The 21075-nt window shown below is 64.9% G+C and carries 19 protein-coding genes; 8 read left to right on the top strand and 11 right to left on the bottom strand.

What is annotated here, in order from left to right; translation table 11 throughout:
* Positions 1–1242, top strand: coding sequence for a cyclic nucleotide-gated ion channel (locus WJU21_RS16160; protein WP_346324496.1), 1242 nt, complete (start codon positions 1–3; stop codon positions 1240–1242).
* A gap of 88 nt (positions 1243–1330) precedes the next feature.
* Here the strand turns inward: WJU21_RS16160 and WJU21_RS16155 are convergent, their stop codons facing one another.
* Both WJU21_RS16155 and WJU21_RS16150 read right to left on the bottom strand, forming a co-directional pair.
* Positions 1331–2545 (bottom strand): NADP-dependent isocitrate dehydrogenase, encoded by a 1215-nt coding sequence (locus tag WJU21_RS16155; RefSeq protein ID WP_346324495.1) that lies wholly within the window; start codon positions 2543–2545, stop codon positions 1331–1333.
* Positions 2546–2675: 130 nt separating this feature from the next.
* Positions 2676–3260, bottom strand: coding sequence for a TIGR00730 family Rossman fold protein (locus tag WJU21_RS16150; RefSeq protein WP_346324494.1), 585 nt, complete (start codon positions 3258–3260; stop codon positions 2676–2678).
* Between the two features lie 187 nt (positions 3261–3447).
* Between WJU21_RS16150 and WJU21_RS16145 the strand changes: the two genes are divergently transcribed.
* Positions 3448–4434, top strand: coding sequence for a hypothetical protein (locus tag WJU21_RS16145; protein WP_346324493.1), 987 nt, complete (start codon positions 3448–3450; stop codon positions 4432–4434).
* Between the two features lie 66 nt (positions 4435–4500).
* Here the strand turns inward: WJU21_RS16145 and WJU21_RS16140 are convergent, their stop codons facing one another.
* Together WJU21_RS16140 and WJU21_RS16135 are read right to left on the bottom strand one after the other, a co-directional pair.
* Entirely contained in the window at positions 4501–5499 is a 999-nt protein-coding gene (locus WJU21_RS16140; RefSeq protein WP_346324492.1) for a hypothetical protein, read from the bottom strand.
* Between the two features lie 168 nt (positions 5500–5667).
* Positions 5668–6156, bottom strand: a complete 489-nt coding sequence (locus tag WJU21_RS16135) for an SH3 domain-containing protein (RefSeq protein ID WP_346324491.1) — start codon at positions 6154–6156, stop codon at positions 5668–5670.
* 531 nt (positions 6157–6687) lie between these two features.
* Between WJU21_RS16135 and WJU21_RS16130 the strand changes: the two genes are divergently transcribed.
* The 5 genes from WJU21_RS16130 (at position 6688) to WJU21_RS16110 (ending at position 11916) form a co-directional block, all read left to right on the top strand.
* Positions 6688–7248 (top strand): SH3 domain-containing protein, encoded by a 561-nt coding sequence (locus WJU21_RS16130; protein ID WP_346324490.1) that lies wholly within the window; start codon positions 6688–6690, stop codon positions 7246–7248.
* 135 nt (positions 7249–7383) lie between these two features.
* Positions 7384–9234, top strand: coding sequence for an ABC transporter ATP-binding protein/permease (locus tag WJU21_RS16125; protein WP_346324489.1), 1851 nt, complete (start codon positions 7384–7386; stop codon positions 9232–9234).
* A gap of 18 nt (positions 9235–9252) precedes the next feature.
* A complete protein-coding gene (locus WJU21_RS16120) occupies positions 9253–9975 on the top strand; it encodes a phosphatidylserine decarboxylase (protein ID WP_346324488.1) in 723 nt (240 codons plus the stop codon).
* A 2-nt stretch (positions 9976–9977) separates the two neighbouring features.
* Positions 9978–10763, top strand: a complete 786-nt coding sequence (gene pssA, locus WJU21_RS16115) for a CDP-diacylglycerol--serine O-phosphatidyltransferase (protein ID WP_346324487.1) — start codon at positions 9978–9980, stop codon at positions 10761–10763.
* Positions 10764–10782: 19 nt separating this feature from the next.
* Positions 10783–11916 (top strand): hypothetical protein, encoded by a 1134-nt coding sequence (locus WJU21_RS16110; RefSeq protein ID WP_346324486.1) that lies wholly within the window; start codon positions 10783–10785, stop codon positions 11914–11916.
* On the opposite strand, the gene WJU21_RS16105 is transcribed toward WJU21_RS16110, so the two are convergent.
* The 3 genes from WJU21_RS16105 to WJU21_RS16095 form a co-directional block, all read right to left on the bottom strand.
* Positions 11913–12737: a sulfite exporter TauE/SafE family protein gene (locus WJU21_RS16105; RefSeq protein WP_346324485.1), complete on the bottom strand. Its 825-nt coding sequence runs from the start codon at positions 12735–12737 to the stop codon at positions 11913–11915. The two genes, WJU21_RS16110 and WJU21_RS16105, sit on opposite strands and share 4 nt — an antisense overlap.
* Positions 12738–12807: 70 nt before the next feature.
* Positions 12808–13596: an enoyl-CoA hydratase/isomerase family protein gene (locus WJU21_RS16100; RefSeq protein ID WP_346324484.1), complete on the bottom strand. Its 789-nt coding sequence runs from the start codon at positions 13594–13596 to the stop codon at positions 12808–12810.
* Positions 13597–13658: 62 nt separating this feature from the next.
* Positions 13659–14198 (bottom strand): nuclear transport factor 2 family protein, encoded by a 540-nt coding sequence (locus WJU21_RS16095; protein ID WP_346324483.1) that lies wholly within the window; start codon positions 14196–14198, stop codon positions 13659–13661.
* Positions 14199–14399: 201 nt separating this feature from the next.
* Here WJU21_RS16095 and WJU21_RS16090 point away from each other — a divergent pair, with 201 nt between their 5' ends.
* Positions 14400–14828 (top strand): hypothetical protein, encoded by a 429-nt coding sequence (locus tag WJU21_RS16090; protein WP_346324482.1) that lies wholly within the window; start codon positions 14400–14402, stop codon positions 14826–14828.
* On the opposite strand, the gene WJU21_RS16085 is transcribed toward WJU21_RS16090, so the two are convergent.
* From WJU21_RS16085 to WJU21_RS16070, 4 genes are all read right to left on the bottom strand, one after another.
* Complete coding sequence (locus tag WJU21_RS16085; RefSeq protein WP_346324481.1) at positions 14825–16477, bottom strand: hypothetical protein; 1653 nt, start codon at positions 16475–16477, stop codon at positions 14825–14827. The genes WJU21_RS16090 and WJU21_RS16085 overlap by 4 nt on opposite strands.
* A 68-nt stretch (positions 16478–16545) precedes the next feature.
* A complete protein-coding gene (locus WJU21_RS16080) occupies positions 16546–19179 on the bottom strand; it encodes a glycosyltransferase family 2 protein (protein ID WP_346324480.1) in 2634 nt (877 codons plus the stop codon).
* Between the two features lie 114 nt (positions 19180–19293).
* Positions 19294–19707, bottom strand: a complete 414-nt coding sequence (locus WJU21_RS16075; protein ID WP_346324479.1) for a hypothetical protein — start codon at positions 19705–19707, stop codon at positions 19294–19296.
* Between the two features lie 135 nt (positions 19708–19842).
* Positions 19843–21012: a cation:proton antiporter gene (locus WJU21_RS16070; protein WP_346324478.1), complete on the bottom strand. Its 1170-nt coding sequence runs from the start codon at positions 21010–21012 to the stop codon at positions 19843–19845.
* Positions 21013–21075 lie beyond the last annotated feature (63 nt).

Below are 21075 nucleotides of genomic sequence, written 5' to 3'. Positions count from 1 at the left end.
ATGACAGGCCGGTCGGGAATCCAACGGATCCGCCGCCGGCTGTTCGAGATTCTCGAGATCAGCGCGATGGACGACAAGGTGTCGTCGATCTTCGACGCCTTCATCATCACGATGATCGTGCTCAACGTGGCGCTCGTGGTGTTCGAGACCTCCGAGCCCCTGTTCAGCCAGTACAAGACCGTGTTCCACGCCTTCGACCTGTTCACCATCGGGGTGTTCACAATCGAGTATCTGGCGCGCATCTGGGTCAGCGACATGCATGGGCACTATCCGCGAAACAAGCCGTGGCGTGCCCGCCTGCGCTATATAGTCTCGCCCTATGCGCTGATCGACCTGGTCGCCATCCTGCCGTTCTATCTCGGCCTCTACTGGGACCTGCGCATTCTCCGGCTGTTCCGGCTGGTGCGGCTGCTCAAGCTGTTCCGCTATTCGCCGGCGCTCGCGACCCTTGGCCGCGTATTCTATTCGGAGCGGCGCGGGCTGCTGGCCGCCGGCATCATCATGGTCGGACTGATGGTGGTCGCGGCGACCATCATCTATTACCTGGAGCACGATGCCCAGCCGGCGGTGTTCGCCAGTATACCGCACGCCATGTGGTGGGCGGTGGCGACCCTGACGACCGTCGGTTACGGCGACATGACACCGATCACGACCGAAGGCCGGATGTTCGGCGGCTTCATGATGATCTGCGGGCTGGGTATGTTCGCGCTGCCGGTCGGCATCCTCGCATCGGGCTTCGCCACCGAAATCCGGCAACGGGAGTTCGTGGTCAACAAGGACGTGCTGGGCCAGATACCGGTATTTTCCAGCCTGGGGCCGTTGCCGCTGTCGCGCATCGCCAGCCTGCTCAAGGCGCGGATATTCAATGTCAGCGACGTCATCACCCGTGCGGGCGATTATGCCGACAGCATGTTCATCGTCCTGTCGGGCGAGGTGGAAGTCGCGACCGAATACCAGCGTGTGCGCATGACCTCCGGGGAGTTCTTTGGCGAATTGGGGTTGTTGGTCGACAAGGAACGCAATTTCACGGCGACCGCGCGCTCGCGTTGCCAGCTGATGATGCTCCAGAAGGCTGATTTCCTGCATCTTATCGGGCAAAGCCCGGATATTGGCCGGGTCATTCTGGAGCAGGCCTCGGCCCGTCTTGGCGCGGTCGGTGCGGATGGCGAGGCGCTGCTCGACGAAGAGGAAATCGCCCGCTCGAGGCGCGCTATCGACCGGGCGTTGAACCAGCTGGGCTGACACCGCCGGAAATATGCGATGCCGTAAACATGCAAAGGCCGGCGCGATCGTCTCGCGCCGGCCTGTTGCCGTCAGGATGTGCTGGTGCTTATGCCAGCGCCTTCTGCAGGTCGGCGTCCAGCTTGGCGAGGAAATCCTCGGTGGTGAGCCAGGCCTGGTCGGGGCTGACCAGAATGGCCAGATCCTTGGTCATGTGTCCGGACTGGATGGCGTCGACACAGACCTTCTCCAGCGTCTCGGCAAAGCGGATCACCTCGGGAGTTTCATCGAGCTTGCCGCGGTGCGCGAGACCGCGGGTCCAGGCGAAGATCGACGCGACCGGGTTGGTCGAGGTCTTCTCGCCGCGCTGGTGCTGGCGGTAGTGGCGCGTGACGGTACCGTGCGCGGCCTCGGCCTCGCAGGTCTTGCCGTCGGGCGTCATCAGCACCGAGCTCATCATGCCTAGCGAGCCATAACCCTGCGCGACGGTGTCGGACTGCACGTCGCCATCATAGTTCTTGCAGGCCCAGACGAACGCACCGTCCCACTTCAGGGCGGACGCGACCATGTCGTCGATCAGGCGATGCTCGTAGGTGGTGCCGGCGGCCTTGAACTTGTCGGCGAATTCCGCGTCGAACACTTCCTGGAACAGATCCTTGAAACGGCCGTCATAGGCCTTGAGGATCGTGTTCTTGGTCGACAGGTAGACCGGCCACTTGCGGTCGAGACCGTAGTTCAGGCAGGCGCGGGCGAAGTCCCTGATGCTGTCGTCGAGATTATACATGCCCATGGCGACGCCGCTGCCGGGGAACTGGAAAATCTCGTATTCGGTCGGCTCGCCGCCGCCCTCGGGCTCGAACTTCATGGTCAGCTTGCCGGGACCGGGCACCTTGAAATCGGTGGCGCGGTACTGGTCGCCGAACGCGTGACGGCCGATGACGATCGGCTTGGTCCAGCCCGGCACCAGCCGCGGAATGTTCGAGCACACGATGGGCTCGCGGAACACGGTGCCGCCCAGAATGTTGCGAATGGTGCCGTTGGGCGAGCGCCACATCTTCTTCAGCTTGAATTCCTCGACCCGCGCCTCGTCGGGGGTGATGGTCGCGCACTTCACGCCCACGCCATATTTCTTGATCGCGTTGGCGGCGTCGATCGTCACCTGGTCGTCGGTGGCGTCGCGGTGCTCCATGCCCAGATCGTAATATTTCAGGTCGATGTCGAGATAGGGAAGGATCAGGCGCTCCTTGATGAAGCTCCAGATGATCCGGGTCATCTCGTCGCCGTCCAGATCGACCACGGGATTCTTGACTTTGATCTTCGCCATTTTTCTTGTTCCTCTCTAAGCGCGCATGAACGGGGCGCAAAAGTCGCGGCACCATAGCATTGGAGTTCGGGCCGGAAAAGCGCGGTCCCGGCCTATTTCGGGATGGCTGGAATGCAGCCGCCGCGCCACGTCAGGTCCAGTCCGTGAAGCTGGGAATCCTGGGCGGCCTTGCCATATCCAGCGCCGGCAGCAACTGGTCAACCCGGTCGACGATTTCATACAGTTCCAGGTCCGACGGAGCGCAGAAGCCGGCGGCGACCCGGCCGCGCATCAGCGCCTCGAAGTGATCCCAGGCGCCGCCCGCATTGAGCAGCACAATCGGCTTGTCGTGGATGCCCAACTGGCGCCAGCTCAGGATTTCCACGGTTTCCTCCAGGGTGCCGATGCCGCCGGGCAGGGCGACGAAGGCGCCGGACAACTCGAACATCACCCGTTTCCGGTCGTGCATGGTCTCGACGATGTGCAGGTCTGTCAGGCCGTCCTTCAGCAGTTCCTCGCGCGCCAGGTGCCGCGGCATGACGCCCGTGACCTTGCCGCCCGCATCCAGCGCGGCCTGCGCCAGCACATCCATCAGGCCGATCCCGCCGGCGCCATAGACCAGCGTAATGCCGTTTTCCGCCAGGGTCCGTCCCAGCTCGGCAGCGGCGTGTGCCAGCGCCGGATCGGTGCCGCGGCGCGAGCCGCAGAATACACAGATGGACTGGGGACGGGACATGGGCGCTCCTGGTACGTTCCTGGATGCCGGCTCCGGGGGTGTCTCCTTATAGGAGGATTCGGTTGCGGCGCACCAGAGGCTGCCGCATAAAGTGCGGCGGATTTGACCCGGCTGCGAGAGGGTCTAAGTCATCATCGGGCGGCCGCGCGACGCCGCCCTCGGTCAGTCCCGTACCGGAAGCATCATTGTGCGCAACCGACTCATTCTCGTCCTGATCGTGCTGGCCCTTGCCGGGGGGCTGGGCTGGAGCCAGTTCGGCGCCGACAAACCGGCCACGCCCGAGGCCACGCCGGTGAAGGCGGTAAGCCTTGCCGCTCCTGTACCGGTAGAATTCGATCTGGTCCGGCTCAGCCGCGAAGGCATGGGCGTCATCGCGGGCAGCGCCGCGCCGGGCGGCTTTGTCGACGTGATGTCGGAGGGCCGGTCGATCGGAAAGTCGCGGGCTTCGGAAACCGGTGCCTGGGAGATCGTGGTCGACAGTTCGCTGTCGCCGGGCACCCATGTCCTCAGTCTCACCGCTACCGACGGCAATGGCGGAGACGTCAGGTCCGCCAATCTTGCCCTGGTGGGCGTGCCGCCGCCGCCGTCCGAGGGCCCCGCGCTGAAGACCGCCAAAGGGGAAAAGAAGCCAGTGGCCGACGAGGGCGTGCTGGCGGTATTGCTGCCGCGTCAGGGTGCCGGGACGGGCCGGGTCCTGCAGCGACCGGGCCTGCTCAAGCCGACCCTGGCGCTGGGCATCGACCTGGCCGATTTCGATGACTCGGGCAAAACCGTGCTGCGGGGCCGCGCCAATGCGGGCAATACGGTCAATGTCTACATCGACGGCCGGCCGGCCGGCACGGCAAAGGCCGGTGACGAATCCCGGTGGAGTCTGACCGTTCCGCACGTCACGGCTGGCCCGCACAATATCCGGCTCGAGGAGATCGATGCGGGCAATGCCGTGGTGCAGAACGTGGACCAGGCGTTCAATCCCGCGATTACCCTGGCTGTCGACGATGGCGGCGCCGCCGCGACCATCCTGCCCGCCAGGACCGTCTGGCACGTGGTGAGGCGCCAGCCGGGCGGCGCGCTGCGCTACGCCCAGGTATTCCGGGCAGATCAGGGTGTGGCCCAGGAAAAGGACGGAGACGGCGTCAAGATGCCTGGCATTCTCAAGCCTGGCTCGGACATCTGATTCCCGAACGCAACGAGGCCCCGGCGGACCGGGGCCTCGTGCCTCTCAGATCATCACGTCTGGAGCCTAGCGGCCGGGACGATTCTCGTCATCCGGGTCGACCGGGCCCCGCTTGTTCCGGGGCTCGCGATCATCGCGCTGTCTTGCCGGAGTCTCACGCGGGGCGCGGCGTTCTGCAGCGTCCTTGCGATCCGGCCGATCGGGACGCTCTACGGCCTTCCGGTCGGGCCTGTTCCTGTCCGGGCGGTCATTGCCGGCAGCCGGGCCCCTGGGCGCGGCGGTCGGCGCGATGGCCGCACCGGGCGTCGGCGCAGGATTGCGAACATTCCGATCCCTGTCCGGCGACCGGTTGTCGCCCTTGCGAACGTCATCACGGCGCTGGTCATTGCGGTCGCTCGCTCGCGGCCGGGGAGTAGGCGTCACAGCGGCCGGGCTCTGGGTGCCCCGGTGGATGACGCGATTGTCGTTGTCACGGCGGTTGTTGTCGGTCCGGTCACGGTCGCCCCGATCATGGCGGTTATTGTCAGTCCGGTCGCGGTCGCCACGGTCATGCCGGTCGTTGTCGTGCCGGTCCCGCCCGTTGTGGTCGCGGCGATCGCGGTCGTGCCGGTCGCGGTCATGGCCGCCCCTGCGCGGGCCCCAGCTTGAACGGTAGTGATCGTGGTAGTGGCGCTCCCAGCGGCCGCGTTCACGATAGAACGGGCGCCCTCGGTAATGGTTGTCCCAATAATTCCCGAAGCTGAACGACAGGAATCCGATGCCCACATACGGACCGGCGTCGACCAGGCGGACGCGGCGGCTGCGATAATCGACGACGATATCGCGGCCATTGACCCAGCCGCGTTCGGAGCGATAGCCGACGTCGCAGAAGCTCCAGTCGTTGAGGCAGCCGAATATCTCGACGCGCCGGTTGTCGGCGATGTGCCGGATTGTAGGATAATCGTAGTCGGGACCAGCAAACAGTTCGGTACGTTCCACGGTAAAGCCTGTCGCAGCCTGGGCCGCGGCCGGAACGAGCGCCGCGCCGGCAACAAGCACCGCAGCGGCGATTGACTTGCGAAACATGGTTCTCTCCAAGAATTTTTCGGTGTTTCCGGCGTGGCCGGTTACATGAAGATGGTATCCGGCACTGAACGTCAGCGCGCGCCGTTGGTTCCGGCTGGCCTCAGGAGGCCCTGGATGAGCCCAGGACCTCCGTCTGCCTGCCGCGGCTTGTCACGGCCGAAACTTCCCTTAACGCTTGGGGTGATCGCGGTCGCGATCGCGGCCGTCGCCATCCCGGTCGCGGCCGTCGTGGTCATTGCGTCCATGGCCGTTGCTCTTGCCGCCGCGGCGGCTCCAATTGTCCCGGTCGCCATAGAAACTGCGGCCCTTGTAGTGATTGTCCCAGTAGTTACCGATGCTGAAGGTCACGTTCGCGACGCCCCATGGCGCACCGTAGGAAATCCGACGGCCGGCGCGCTCGGCCTGGAGGTCTTCACCCAGCACCCAGCCGCGGCCCCGATGGGTGGTTACGTCGCACCACGACCAATCGCGCAGACAGCCGTTGATTTCGATGCGGCTGCCGCTGCGTGCATAGGCCACTGTCGGGTAGTCGTAGTCCGGGCCGGCCTTCACGTCGAGCCGGTCGGTCGAGTAGCCTGGTACGGCGCTGGCTGGCGCCGCGATCATGATGGTGGCGCCGAGAGCGAGGGCGGTGGCGGTAAGTGTTTTCTTCAACATGTCTATCTCCAGTGATGATGAGCGTGGAACGGGCGCCGGCGAAAATTCCTTCGCTTAGGAGATCGTCCTCGCTAAATAAACGTACGGATTTTTTGGAAGTTCCTTTGAATGAAGGACATTATTCGTAAATAAACGGCGAGGAAAGGCTGTTCGTTAAAAGATATGTAATTTTACAAAAAACGACAAAAGAAAATAATATCAGATTATATCTGCGATAACGCCCCGAATATTTTTGTAAAGGCGCGCATAACGGAGAGATATAATAGAAAAACGTGTCCTGAAATCTGTCTGTGGTGCAACAACAAGGCGCCGATAAATGGGCTTCGTCCCTTTCTAAATTCCAGCACATGAACGATAAGTGAACACGCGGTTTACTTTCACGCTTGTCAGGAAGTACTTTTTCCTTGTCCCTGTCCGATGGCGGGGAACTTACCGGCAAGGGTGTCGTTTTGCGATGCACGAACGTGTCTGGGAAGACTGCAATGTGTCGAAGCCCGTTCGGACAAAAACAAGGTCACAGGAGAGATTGAAATGCTCAAGAGAACTGTTACCGCCGCGGCGCTTGCCCTGGGTGCGGCCCTGTTTGTCAGCGCGCCGGCCAATGCGATGCCGGGCTATGCGACCGACCGCCTCGATGTGAAGGCTGGCCCGGACTACGACTATCCGACTGTGGCCTATGCGCGCAGTGGCAGTCGGCTCGAGATCAACGGCTGCCTGCGCGACTGGTCGTGGTGCGACGTCACCACCCATCGTGGCCGGGGCTGGGTCATCGGCGAGGACATCGTTGCCGAGCGGAGCGGCCGCCGTCTCGTCTACGGCATGCCGTGGGGCGTGCCGAACGTGACGTTCAGCGTCGGCAGTTACTGGGATAATCATTACCGGGGCCGGGGCTTCTATCGGGACCGCGATCATTGGGATCGCCGCTGGAACGCCTATGGTCCGAAACGCAACTGGTGGCGTGACCATGACGGTCGCGACCGTCATGGCCGGGACCATGACCGCGGTCCCCGCGGCCGTGACCATGATGGCCGCGACCGGGATGGCCGCGACCGGGATGGCCGCGACCGGGATCGCGACGGTCCGCGGCGCTGAGGCGGACCGTCCGTCAGCAATCTGACTGACTGAAGCAGGGGCCCCGGTTTTATTGCCGGGGCCTCTTGCCGTTCGGTGCGCACGGCGCCGGATGGCTCTCGCGTCAAGCAGCCAAGCCTGTGCTATATACCCGCCATGGATCCTGATTTCGACAACCGTCCGCCACGGCGCGAGCGGCACCACTGGAAGACGGTCAAGACACTGCTGCCCTATCTGTGGCCGGCGGGCGAGCCGGACATGAAGGCGCGCGTGGTGGTGGCGCTGGTGCTGCTGGCCGCGTCGAAGGGCCTGACGGTGGCGATACCACTGGTCTACAAGGAGGTGGTCGCCGCGTTGACCCGGCAAGGTGGCACGGTCGGTTCGGCCGCCTTCGCGGTGCCGGTGTTCCTGATCCTCGGCTATGGCATTGCCAGGGCGGTGGCGCCGGCGCTGGGCGAGTTGCGCGACATGATTTTCGCCAAGGTCGGCCAGCAGGCGTTGCGGCGGGTGGCGATGCGGGTTTTCCGCCACATTCATGCGCTGTCGCTGCGCTTTCACCTGGATCGCCGCACCGGCGGATTGAGCCGGGTGATCGAGCGCGGCACCCAGGGCATCGACTTTGCCCTGCGGTTCATGATCTTCAACATCATCCCGACGATTCTGGAGATCGGTTTCGTCGCCGCCATGATGTGGGGCGTGCTGGACTGGCGCTATGCGGCGGCCACGGTGGCCTCGATCGTCGTCTACGTGATCTTCACTTTCGGCGTCACCGAGCGCCGTCTCAAGCTGCGCCGCGAGATGAACCGGCAGGATACCGAGGCGAACACCAAGGCCGTCGACAGCCTGCTGAACTACGAGACGGTGAAATACTTCAACAACGAGGAGCACGAGGCCCGGCGCTTCGACATGGCCATGCAGCGCTATGAGCGGGCCGCCGTGTTGAACCAGAGCAGCCTCTCGCTGCTCAATGCCGGGCAGGGCACGATCATCTCCATCGGCCTTGGCGTGGTGATGCTGATGTCAGCCAACGACATGGCGGCGGGGAGACACGGTATTGACGACTTCGTGTTCGTCAACATGCTGCTGATCCAGCTGTTCCTGCCGCTCAACTTCCTGGGCTTCGTCTACCGCGAGATGCGCCAGTCACTGATCGACATGGAGGCCATGTTCGATCTGCTGGGCCAGCCGCGGGAGGTCGAGGACAGGCCGGACGCGCCAGCGCTGGTCGCCAAAGGCGGCGAAATCGTGTTCGATGACGTGTCGTTCGCGTACAAGCCGGACCGGCAGATCCTGTTTGGGGTGAGTTTCACCGTGCCGGCCGGCAAAACCGTGGCCATCGTGGGACATAGCGGTGCGGGCAAGTCGACCATCTCGAGGCTGCTCTACCGCTTCTACGACGTGACCGGCGGCGCCATCAGGATCGACGGCCAGAACATCGCCGAGATCACCCAGGCAAGCCTGCGGGGCGCCATTGGCATCGTCCCGCAGGATACGGTCCTGTTCAACGACACGATCGGCTATAATATCGGTTATGGCCGTCCCGAGGCGCCGTTCGAGCAGGTGCGCGAGGCTGCCGCCATGGCCGCGATCGACGACTTCATCACCTCGCTGCCCATGGGCTATGACACCAATGTGGGCGAGCGCGGTCTGAAGGTGTCGGGCGGCGAGAAACAGCGAATCGCCATTGCCCGGACGATCATGAAAAATCCGCCGATCCTGATCCTGGACGAAGCGACCTCGGCGCTCGATACCAACACGGAAAAAGATATCCAGGTGGCGCTCAAGAGCGTGTCGCGCGACCGGACCACGCTGGTGATCGCGCACCGGCTGTCGACCGTGGTCGATGCCGACGAGATCATCGTGCTGGAGCACGGACGGATCGCCGAGCGCGGAACGCATGCAGCGCTTCTCGCGTTGCCCGGCGGACTCTATGGCACCATGTGGCAGCGCCAGCAGGAAGCGGTCGCTGCCGCCGAGAAGCTGGAAACGCTGGCCGCCGACTACTAATTGCCGGACAATGATGGAATGAGCGAGGCGATGGAAAACCACAACATCCTGGACAGCATCAAGTCCGTATTCGTCCCGATCCACCGGGAAGGCTATCCTTTCATCGCGATCTTCGCGGTGGTTACGTTGCTGCTGATGTGGGCCTGGCCGCCGCTGGGCCTGATCGCCTTCGTGCTGACGGTCTGGTGCGTCTATTTTTTCCGTGACCCCGACAGGACCACGCCGGTACGCGAAGGCCTCGTCATCAGCCCGGCCGACGGCCTCGTCGTGTCGATCCGCCCGGCACCGCCGCCGCCGGAACTGGAGATGGGCACCGAGCCGCGCATGCGCATCGCCATCTTCATGAACGTGTTCGACTGCCACGTGAACCGCTCGCCCTGCGAAGGGACGATCACCAGGAAGGTGTACAGCCCCGGCCTGTTCCTCAACGCCACGCTCGACAAGGCCAGCGACGACAATGAGCGCATGGCGCTGCGCATGACCACGGTGACCGGCAAGGACGTGGCCTTCGTCCAGATCGCCGGACTGGTCGCGCGGCGCATCGTGTGCAAGATCGCGGAAGGCGACATGCTGAAGACCGGCGAGCGCATCGGTATCATCCGCTTCGGCAGCCGGGTCGACGTCTATCTGGACGAGGGCATGTCCCCCATGGTCGTCGTCGGGCAGCAGGCCGTGGCTGGCGAGACCATCCTGGCCGACGAGAAGGCCGTCGAGCCTCTGGTGCTGGGCGAGGTTCGCTGACCATGAAGGCTCCCCTGCATCGCCGGTTGCCGCCGTTCGTGCCGATCCGGGTGCTGGCGCCCACGGTGCTGACCGTGCTGGCGCTGTGTTCGGGCGTCAGCTCGATCCGCTTCGCCTTCCAGGAGCGCTGGGAGGCGGCGGTGATCGCCATCCTGCTTGCGAGCCTGTTCGATTTGCTGGATGGCCGGGTGGCGCGGATGATCAAGGGCACCACAAAGTTCGGCGCCGAACTGGATTCCCTGTCCGACGTGATCTGTTTCGGCGTGGCGCCGGCCATCATCCTCTATTTCTGGACGCTCCACGAGGTCCCGCGTTTCGGTTGGGCCGTGACGCTGATGTATTGCGTATGCTGCGCCCTGCGCCTGGCGCGTTTCAACATCATGGACCAGAGCGCGGCCGAGGACGGCACGGTTCACAGCCACTTCATGGGCATGCCCGCGCCGGCGGCGGCGGGGCTTGCCCTGGTGCCGTTCGCGCTGACATTCCACACCGAGTCCGACTATTTCCGGCAACCGGAAGTGTGCGCGGTCTATCTGGCGGTTCTGGCCCTGATGATGGTCAGCCGGGTGCCGACCCTGTCGACCAAGCACGTTCGCATCAACCGGCACCTGGTGCTGCCGCTGCTGGTTGGCGCGGTGATCCTGGCAGCTTTGCTGGCCTCGTCCTTCTGGGCCACCTATGTCGGTCTGGCGATGATCTATGCCGGATTGCTGCCGGTTGTCGCGATCGTGGCGATGCGCCAGCGGCAGGATGAGCCGCCGGAACAGCCGGCCGGCCCGCTCGAATAGATGTCCGCCTGATGGCCGCATGCGCGCGGGGCTGAGCCGCACCTGGGAATGGCTGACCCTGCCGGCGCCGGCGCGCCGTCTGCGCCGTGCCGATGCCCGCGGTCTGCCGGAACGGGATCCGTGCGCCGAAGCGGCGGTCAATGCCATGTTGGCCTGGTTGGGCCGTGCGCAGGATCGCTCGGCGTCGGGTGAAGGCGGGTTCGCCGGTCATTTTGATCTCATCCGGGGCTGGAGCCTGTCGTGCCCCGGCAGTACAGGGCTCGCGGCGCGCGCCATGCTGCGCGCCGACGCGCGCTGGGGCGACCATTCCCTGCGCCAGCGCGCCACCTGGGGCCTCGAATGGCTCTGCGGCGCCCAGCATGCCGACGGCGGCTTCGGCGAGGCCGGCGGCGCGCAATCCTCGCCGTTTGCCACCGGGCAGGCGCTGCTCGGATTACTGGCCGGACACGGCGTGGTCAAGGCCGCAGGGGACGCGGCGGCTCGGGCGGCGGGCTACCTGCTTGCCGTGCAGCATGGCGACGGAAGCTGGGCTGCCGGGCGCGCCCAGGATACCCAGATCGCCTGGTCGCTGCTCGAGGCGGACCAGCAGGTGCCGCATCGTGGTCTCGCCGACGCGGCACAGGCCAACCTGCGCTGGGCCCTGAGCCAGCAGCGCGGCAACGGCTGGCTGGCCAATTGCTGTACCGACGATGCCACGAAGCCGCTCACCGTCACCATCGGGACGGCGGTGCGGGGATTTCTGGAAGCGTACCGGATCGGCCATGTGCTGCGCCACCTGGACGCGGCGGTAATGGCCGGCTGGGCACTTCTCGCCGTGCAGCGGCGCGGCGACGGGTCGTTGCCTGGCCGGTTGACCGAAAAATGGGAGCCGGCGGCGCGCTGGAGCGGCCTGTCGGGCGATGCCCAGGCTGCCGCATGCTGGCTTCTGCTGTTCGAGGCGACGAAGGATGAGGCGTTCCTCTCGGCGGCCAAAGCCGCCAATCGCTTCATCCGCCGCACCCTGCCGGTCACTGCCGACGCCGACCAGGCGGGCGGTGTGCGCGGCTCATTCCCGGTGGATGGCGGCTACGGCCGGTTCCGCTATGTCACGCAGGCGGCCGTCCATGCCATCGACAGCAACATGATGGAACTGGCGCTGGGCGATACGGCCTAGGCGAACAGGTCGATGAACATCCGGGCCGAGGTCAGCGCCAGGAACCCGGCGAAGGCCCAGCGCAGCGGCCGCGGCTTCAGCCAATGGGCCAGTGCGACGCCCCAGGGCACCGCAATCAGCGTGGCCGGCACCAGCACCACGAAGCCCAGCAGGCTGACATAGCCCAGGTACCAGGGCAGCGGCAGCAGCGGGTTGGCCCAGCCGGCGACCATGAAGCCGATCGCGCCGGGGACCGAGATGATCAGTCCGAACCCCGATGCCGTGGCCACGGCCCGGTGGATCGGCACGCCGAACATGGACAATGTCGGTACGGCCAGTGTGCCGCCGCCAATGCCCATCATCGCCGACAGCGTGCCGATGCCGACCGGCGGCAGCGCGCCCGGCAGGCCGCGAGGGATGGTATCCCGCAGTTTCCAGTCGTGGCGCATGAGGACCATCTGCAGGGCGACGATCAGCGCGACGGCGGCGAACACCATGGTCAATTCGCGCCCGCGCGCGAAGGCGGCGAGACAGGTGCCGATCAGCACCCCGATGGCCAGCGGAATGCCCCACTGGCGCATCAGCGTCAGGTCGACGGCGCCGCGCCTGTAGTGGCCTCGAACCGAGCGGATCGAGGTGGGGATGATGGTGGCGAGCGAGGTGCCGACCGCCAGATGCATGCGGATGGAGGGATCGACATCGAGATAGGCGAACACGTGATAGAGCGCCGGCACGATGACAATGCCGCCGCCGACACCCAGCAGCCCGGACAGCACGCCGCCGAACAGGCCGACGCCCACCAGCAGGGCGCCGAGCAGGATCAGGTCGGGTTGAGCGGGCATGGCGCGGTTCCGGCGGTTGCGTGACGTGCTGGCTTATAACCGGCGCGGGCCGCCGTGCCGTGCTGCAATTTCAGGTGCCGGTAAAGCGTGGCGTGCGCTTCTCAAGGAATGACCGCACCCCCTCGTGGTGATCGTTCGAGCCGAAGCACTCCTTCAGCGCCGCCGTGTGCGCCGCCATGTGATCGGCGGCATCCCGCTCCAGGCCTTCATAGACCAGGGCCTTGATCCGGGTGAGGGCGAAGGGCGAGCCCCTCAGATATTTCTCGGCCTCGGCATAGGCGGCGGCCAGCAGGTTCTCCGGCGCCACCAGCTGCGAAACGTAGCCGATGGCATAGGCTTCCTCTGCCGACAGGAAATCGCCCGAATAGAGCAGTTGAAGCGCCTTCTGCGGGCCGACAAGGCGGGGCAGCAGCCAGGTGCCGGCCCCGGTGTCGGGGACCAGTCCGCGGTGGACGAAGTTCCAGGCGAACCGGGCGCGGGTGGTGGCGATGCGGATGTCGCACTGGCTGGTATATTCGGCGCCCATGCCGACCGCCGGCCCGTCGATGGCGCCGATGACCGGCTTGGGACACTTCAGCAGCGGCCACCATTTGTTGCTTTCCTGAGCTGTCCCGCGCAGGCCCCGGTCCTTGCCGGGAATCGAATCCAGGTCGCTCAGATCGGTGCCGGCGCAGAACGAGCCCTGATCGCCGCCGGTCACCACCACGACGTGCACGGCCGGGTCGTCGCCCAGTTCGGCGATCCGGTTGATGAAGCTGTTCAGCATGGCGAACGACATGGCATTGCGCCGGTCGTTTCGGTCGATCAGCAGCGTGGCGATGCCCCGTTCGTCGACGCTGGTCTTGATGAACTCGCTCATGGGTTGCTCCCCGTTACCCAGGTTGAGACCGATGCTCTTGCCGCGCCGCCTGCGGGCAGGGGTTACTTCCCCTTTGGCTTGCGCATCTTGTCGCGGTGATACAGCGGATCGGCGGGCTTGCGCGCGCCCGGGATCATCTTGCTGTCCTTGAAGAAGGCGTCGGCGGCCTCGTCCTTGCGGACCCAGTCGACCAGTTCGCTGCGATAGGCGATCTTCCACACCCCGAAGCGGCACTCGTAGCGGTCCACATAGCGGCCGCTGACGAAATAGTCATATTCCTTGCCGTCCTCGACGATGCGGTGATGGGCCTGATAATAGACCTCGCCGAATGCCTCCAGGTCGTTGACGTCGATCTGCACCTGGCCGATGAAATGGTGGTTGGCCTTGTGCGGGCGCAGCGCGTTCTGTGCGAATTCCACGAAGCCGTCCGGCCCGCCTTCGTAGATGCCGTAGGACAGCCATGCGTCATCGAAGAACACCGAACGGTGCAGCTTCGGATCGAGCCGGTCCTGGGCCCGCATGTAGTTCTGGACAAGCTGCATGATCTCGTCGCGTGCCAGCACTTCGTGCAGCCGCTTCTCTTCGGACCATTTCAGATACATGGCGATCGTCTCCCTAGCGTCGGTTCCGGACGACACAATGGCGGGATCGGCAAGCCCGGTCAAACGTCTGTTGGCGCACCGATGGGGCAACGCACGTTCATCGACGCAATCGACTGGTCCCGCCCGTCGGGACAGTTGACCACGGCGGGTCCGGGCCGTAACCATGCGCAACCACGGCGGATCGGCGGAAGGAACACCCGGATGGCGGCAGGCAAGGGCGATGCGGCGCAGGCAGGAGCGGCGAAAGGCGGCATCGCGGCGCTGTGGGGCGATGCCCGGGCGGTCGGCGGCATCGTCGTCTGTGCGCTCGGATTTGGCGCCGGCTATGCCATCCGCTACCGGTTTGTCGAGCCCGAAGCGATGGGCGCCGCGTGCGAGCGCGGCGATCCCTGGTGGTGCCCGCTACGCACCGGCTTCATCATGTTCACCCAGGGGAACGGTTTCGGTTGGCTGTCGCTGCTGCTGGCGGTGGTGGCGATTGCGGTGCTCGCAAAGGGCGGCGCAAGGGCCGCGCGCTGGCTCGCCATTGCCGGGCTGGCCGCGGCCGGTCTGGGCATGATCCTCTACAACAACACCATGTCGGTGCCGGCCGCGATCCTGGCGCTGATCTGCCTGATCCGGGCGCGCTAGTTCCCCGCAGCTTCCGGACGGCGGAATGCGCCGCGGATCCGCGCTCCTTCGCGCAACACGAACTCCAGCCACGGCACCGACAGCACCACGCAGGTCGCGGCCCAGATGCACGCTTCCAGGTTGGTGAACTGGTCGATGGCGAACGGACCGGCGATCAGGATCAATGCCGCGATCCAGGCCTCCTCGGGTTGGGGCTCGCGGACCAGTTCGCGCGTCGCCGGCTGGATGTAGAGCAGCAGGAACGCGGCCGCCGGCAGCCAGAAGGCCAATTGCAGGAAGTCCCGGTGACGGCCGTCGATGGCCATGGACACGGCAAGGATCGCGGCGGTCAGCATCACCACCCAATGATAGGCGCCGATCGCCTGCGAACCATCGAACCGGCGGGTGCGGATCGCCGCCAGCACGCCGTCGAAACCGGCTGGCCTGGGCACGTTACGGCCGCCGGCGACGGTGTAGACCAGCAGCGCGCCGCCGATGACGGCGATCAGCGTCAACAGGCCGATCCATGCCCATCCCCACCAATTGTTCAGCATGATCGTGCCGAGTTGGGCGCCCAGCGCCCACCAGGTCGCGCCGACCAGCGGCGCGGTGATGCCGAGGCCGAGCCAGCGCGCGGGCATGATCGGCCTGCGCCACAGCAGCGCCCAGGCAAAGGCGACCAGCGAGACGGCCGCCGTAAAGGCTGCCGCCAGCCGCCATTGCGGCCATTCGCTCACCGGACCGGTCAGCGGGAACTTCAGGTTGCGGTCCTTGTCGAGCATGCCCCAATAACCACCCACGGTGCCTTCCGGCATGCGCTTCCACGGCTGGTCGATGGCCTCGATCAGGTTGTAGGGCACGCCGATGGATTCCGCCTGGGCGGCGAATTCGCGCACGAACCGGGCTTCGTTGACCCGCGACGGCACGGCGCCCGACCGCGTGCGGCCCGCCGACGGCCAGCCGATCTCGCCGATCTGGACGGTCTTGCCGGGAAACAGCTTCTGGGTGTCCTCGATGATGCGGCGCGCATGGGCCTGCACCTGGTCGATGGCCACTGGATGGGGGTCGTCCCAGTAAGGCAGCACGTGCACCGTCACCAGGTCGACAGCCTCGCCCAGCACCGGGTTGCGCCGCCAGAACTCGTAGATGTCGGCATAGGTGACGGGCAGGTGGGTCCGTGCCTTCACCGACCGGATGATGCCGGCCAGCCGTTCGGCGGTCATTTCCCGGCGCAGCATCACCTCGTTGCCGATGACGATGGCGCGGACGTTCTCCGGATATTGGTGGGCCAACTCCAGCGCCCGGTCGATCTCCAGTTCGTTGCGCCGGTCCTCGGAGCCGATCCAGATGCCCACCAGCACCTTGATCCCGGCTTCGTGGGCGGCCTTCATGGTCTTGCCCTGGTCGCCGAGCATGGAATAGGTGCGGATGCAGTCGGTGTAGCGGGACAGGATCTTCAGATCGCGCTCGACCATGCCGTCGGGCACATGAAACAGGCCGTCCTTGGCGTTGAGCGGCGAGGACTCGTCGGTCGCCGGCGTATAGGACAGGCACTGCAAATGGCCGCGCGGAACGTCGACGATGTCGATGGGACGACCCAGCCACGACCACAGAAACCAGGAAATGGCTGCGGCGATCAGAAACGCGGGAATGGCGGCTGTGCGATGCATTGGCTGGCCTGTCAGCGAAAATGTCGGGCAGGAGGGGTTTATCCGACCCCGCCGATTTTAGGAAGGCGCTACGCTGCCTTGGCCTCGATGATGGCCGGTTGCGCGGTCTGGGTCGCGGTGTCGCCCGGGTCGCCCTTGGCGAAAGCGTGCCCGCGCTCCAGGGCATAGAGCAGGGCCGCCGCGAGGAAGGGGAGGCTCTGGACCATCAGTGTTGCGCCGAATACATACAGTTCCGTGGCCTGCTCGTTCCGGTTGACGTAGAACAGGCTGCTCGAGCCCACCAGCAGCAGAACGCCAACGATCAGTTCGACACGGATAGGGCTGGGCCCCTTGCCCTTCTTGCCGCCGCCGCCCTTGGCCGTGACCTTGAACGGCAGCGCGTCGCTGATCAGGCCGCGGCCGACCGCGTGCGCCACGGTGAACTGCAGCGCCATTGCGGCCGCCGCAGCGCCGAGGATGCGATGTGTCGGGATCTTCACCCGGGTGACGTAGAGCATGCCGCAATGGAGCAGGTTGACGCCGAACGCAACCAGAATAGGCACGGTAAAGGGCAACATGGGGATCATCAGTTCGGCCCAGATGATCATGGGCACCCAGAACAGATTCAGAAACGCGGTCAGCACGCCGAACGCGTCGGAAATCCAGTAGCTCCAGCCGGCGATGTACTGGCTTTTCTGCCGGTAATTCAGGCCAGGCGCCGACGGCTTCATGAACGGCGCATGCTTGCGGATGATCTGCATGGCGCCGTAGGCCCAGCGATGGCGCTGGGTCTTGAATGCCTCGAAGGTATCGGGCAGCAGGCCCCAGCCATAGCGGCGGGTCGTATAGGTGCCCTCGTAGCCCGCTTCGAGCAGCCGCAGGCCCAGTTCGGTGTCCTCGGTGATGGTCGCCGTCGACCAGCCGCCGACCTCGTCGAAGGCCGAGCGGCGGATCAGCAGCATGGTGCCGTGGGCGATCAGCGCGTTCCGCTCGTTCCGCTGCACCATGCCGATGTCGAAGAAGCCGGCATATTCGCTGTTGATGGCGGTCTTGAACGCTGATTCCGGGCCATCGCGGTGATCCTGCGGCGCCTGCACAAAGGCGATCTTGGGATCGGCGAAGGCCGGGACCAGATCTTTCAGCCAGTCCTTGTCGACCACATAATCGGCGTCGAGCAGCGCCAGGATGCGGGCGTCGGGCGACACGTGGTCCATGGCCAGGGTCAGTGCGCCGGCCTTGAAGCCCTTCACGTCCTGCAGGTTGAGGAATTTGAAACGCGGCCCAAGCGTCTGGCAATGCCGCTCGACCGGTCCCCAATGGGCCTCGTCCGGGGTATTGTTGAGGATCACCATGACTTCGAAGTCGGGGTAATCCAGCTTCGCCAGGCTGCTCAGCGTCTCGTTGAGCATGGCCGGGTTCTCGCGGTAGGCGGGAACCTGGATCGAGACCTTGGGATAGACGAAGCTGGCGGGCGGCTTCACGTGGTGCGGCAGCAGTCGGATCGGCCGGTTGCCGACCGTCACCTCGGCCACTTCGTCGATCTTCAGCAGGGTCATTGCCGTCAGCGGGAACATCAGCAAGAAGCCGATGATCCAGGCAATGGTCGAGCCGGTATTGAGATAATTGTCGAACGGATAGACCAGTGCCAGCGCCATGCCGGCGCCGAGCGCCTGGGCCGACAGCGAGACGGCCAGCGCGTGGCCGAACGCGGTGCGGCGTCGGCCGATGGCGATGGCGGTCAACAGCGCGCCCAGGATCATGCCGATGGCGGCAGTCCGGCCGTGGTTCTGGTCCTTGACCTCGCCCTGAAGCTGGAACTTGGGCTTGCCGGAGGCGTCGAACAGACCCCAATAGGGTCCGACCGTGCCCTCGTTGGTCTTCCAGGGCTGGTCGTATGCCTCCATGAGATTGTATTCGGCGTCGCGCTTGTCGGCCTCGATCAGGAATTCGCGGATCAGTTCCGCCTGGTTCATGGCGGTGGGCACCGACTTTTTCCGGTTGTAGCCCTGGCTGGGCCAGCCGAACTCCATGATGACGATGCGCTTGCCCGGAAAGGTACGCTTCAGGCGGTCGTACTTTTCCATGGTGAATTCGACAGCGCCATCGGCGGGAATCATCTCCCAATAGGGCAGGATGTGCGCCGATATGAAATCGACTTCCTTGACCAGTTCGGGGTGAGCGATCCAGATGTCCCAGGTTTCGCCGGTGGTGATCGGCACCCGGCTGCGCCGGCGCAGCTCGCGCAGATGCGTGATCAGTTCCTTTACCGACGGCTTCTTGTCGTCATCCGTCACGCCCCATTCGTTGCGCAGGATGGTTTCGTTGCCGACAACGATGGCGCGAATATTCGGGTAGAGATTGGACAAATAGAGCGCGGATTCGATTTCCTTGCGGTTGTTTTCCTCATCCCGGCCAAGCCAGATGCCCAGAATCACGGCAATGTCGCGCTCGTTCGCGAGGCGCGGCACCTCTGCGGCCAGTCCCGTGGACGCGTAGAGCCGGACGGTGGACGAAACAGTCTTGACCCGGTCCAGCATGCCGCCAACCCGGTCCAGTTCGGCCAGGGTGATCGGGCTGGTTGCGGCCTTGGGGCCGCCTACGTCGAGTGACACCGACTGGACGCGGTTGGTCACTTCGGGCGGATCGGACTTGTCGTAGGATTCGAACCATGCCCAGGCCTGAAGCAGGGCACCGATCACGATGGCGAGGAAGATGTTGCGCATCAGTGTGGAAACCTATGGCGCTGAATGGCCGTAGCCATGCGGATTGCTTCGATGATGCAGAACCCGGCTCGCCGCCGGTTCAGGAACAGAGGGCGTGGCAGAGGCCCGGCGGCCCTATTTGGACTGCTTGCGACCAAGCTTGGCGGCCGCATCCGCGTCTTCCTCGGTTTCCCGTGTGGGCGACAGGGTTTCCCAGCAATTCTCGACCAGGATTTCCGCTCGTGGACGGCCGGCGCCGGCAGGCGCATCCACCGCGCAGGCAAATGCCTTGGCCAGATGGTCGTTAGGGCAATTGAACTGTTCGTAGAAGGCAAGATGGTCCTTCGCCGCCACGGTATCATCCCGAAGCAGCGAGTGGACCAGCCGCTGGCCGGGCCAGCTGCATTGTGACTGCAACTGCAGCGGCAGCGGACCTTCCTTCTTCGCCTTCGGCTTGCTCTGGGCAAATGCGCCGTCGAGGGGAAGCATGACGGCCATGGCGACGGCCAGGATGCACGCGAAAGCTGGGAGGACGGAACGGTAGGTCATTCAGGCAACTGCACTCAGGCGGAAATGGGAAACTGATGGCCGTAGGCACAGGCTTTCCGCTAGGCGGAGACACAGGCCAATGATGGCGAAAAGATAAGCTGTCCGCCAGCGAATGCAACGGCTCTCTTGCGGCGCCTAGTCCTCGTGGGGCTGGATCGATTGCAGCCGCCGTCCGGCCAGTGCCGTCAGGAACGGGCTGACCATCAGCGACACGGCGATCGCCACGATGATCACATTGTAGTCGGCCTTGTTGATGATCCGGCTGCTGACACCTATGGCCGCGAGCATGAAGCTGAACTCGCCGATCTGCGCCAGGTAGCTCGAGCCGTAGACGGCGCTGCGCCAGTCATACCCTGCCAGCCGGAGCACGAAGGCATTGATCGCCGTGTTCATCGTGAACGCGCCGACCACCACGATGGAGACCTGTAACAGGTGCTCATAGAGAAATTGCGGGTCGATCAGCATGCCGATGGAGACGAAGAAGAACGCCAGGAACAGGGCCCGCATGGATTCCAGGCTGCCCCGCACCCAGTCGGTCTCGCGGGCTGCCGAGACCACAATGCCGGCAACGAAGGCGCCCAGCGCGCCGGACAGGTTGAACAACGAGGTGATCACCGCCAGTCCGAAACACAGTCCAAGCGCGGCGAACACCTGCAGTTCGTGGTCGCTGCTGATGTGCCGGGCAAAGGGGAGGTGGATCTCCTTCTTGATCAGCACGAAGGCCAGCAGGCCCAGCAACAGCAGGCTGCCGATGCCTTGCAGCGCCAGGTCGGTACTGCTGATCTCGCCGCCATTCATGGCCGAAAGGGCCATCATCATGGGGATGATGGCCAGGTCCTGCGCCAGCAGGATGCTGAGGATGTCCTGGCCCAGCGCCTTCTGCAGCATGCCGCGGGTTTCCAGCAGCTTGATGACCACGGCCGTGCTGCTGAGGCTGATGACGAAGCCGTAGAACACGCATTGCTGGATCGACCAGTCCGTGAGCGGGCTGAGCAGCGTGATGAAGCCGATGCTCACGCCGATCTGGAACAGCGTGCCCAGCAGGGCGATCTTCCAGGTGGCGAGCAGCTTGCGCGGCGTGACCTCCATGCCGACGAAGAACATCAGTAGCAGAACGCCGAAGGCTCCCATTCGGTCGAGCAGCTCGGTATCGGTGATCAGGCCCAGTCCCGCCGGGCCCAGCACGATACCGGCTGCCAGGTAACCGACCACATTCGGCTGGTTGAGCAGTTTGGACGCGGCGGCGATCGCCAGGATGCCGAGGATCGCGGCGACGAGTACGGTGATCGATGGGTCGAGGTGCACGGCAATACCGTCGGTTGAGGGCGAAGGGGGAGCGAATGCTGGCTGGCGCCGGAGGTGCCGATC

Origin of the sequence: Emcibacter sp. SYSU 3D8 (genome assembly GCF_039655875.1) — a bacterium.
GTDB lineage: Bacteria > Pseudomonadota > Alphaproteobacteria > SMXS01 > SMXS01 > RI-34.
Note: the sequence above shows the minus strand (reverse complement) of the source record. Positions and strands in the feature narration are given on the sequence as shown.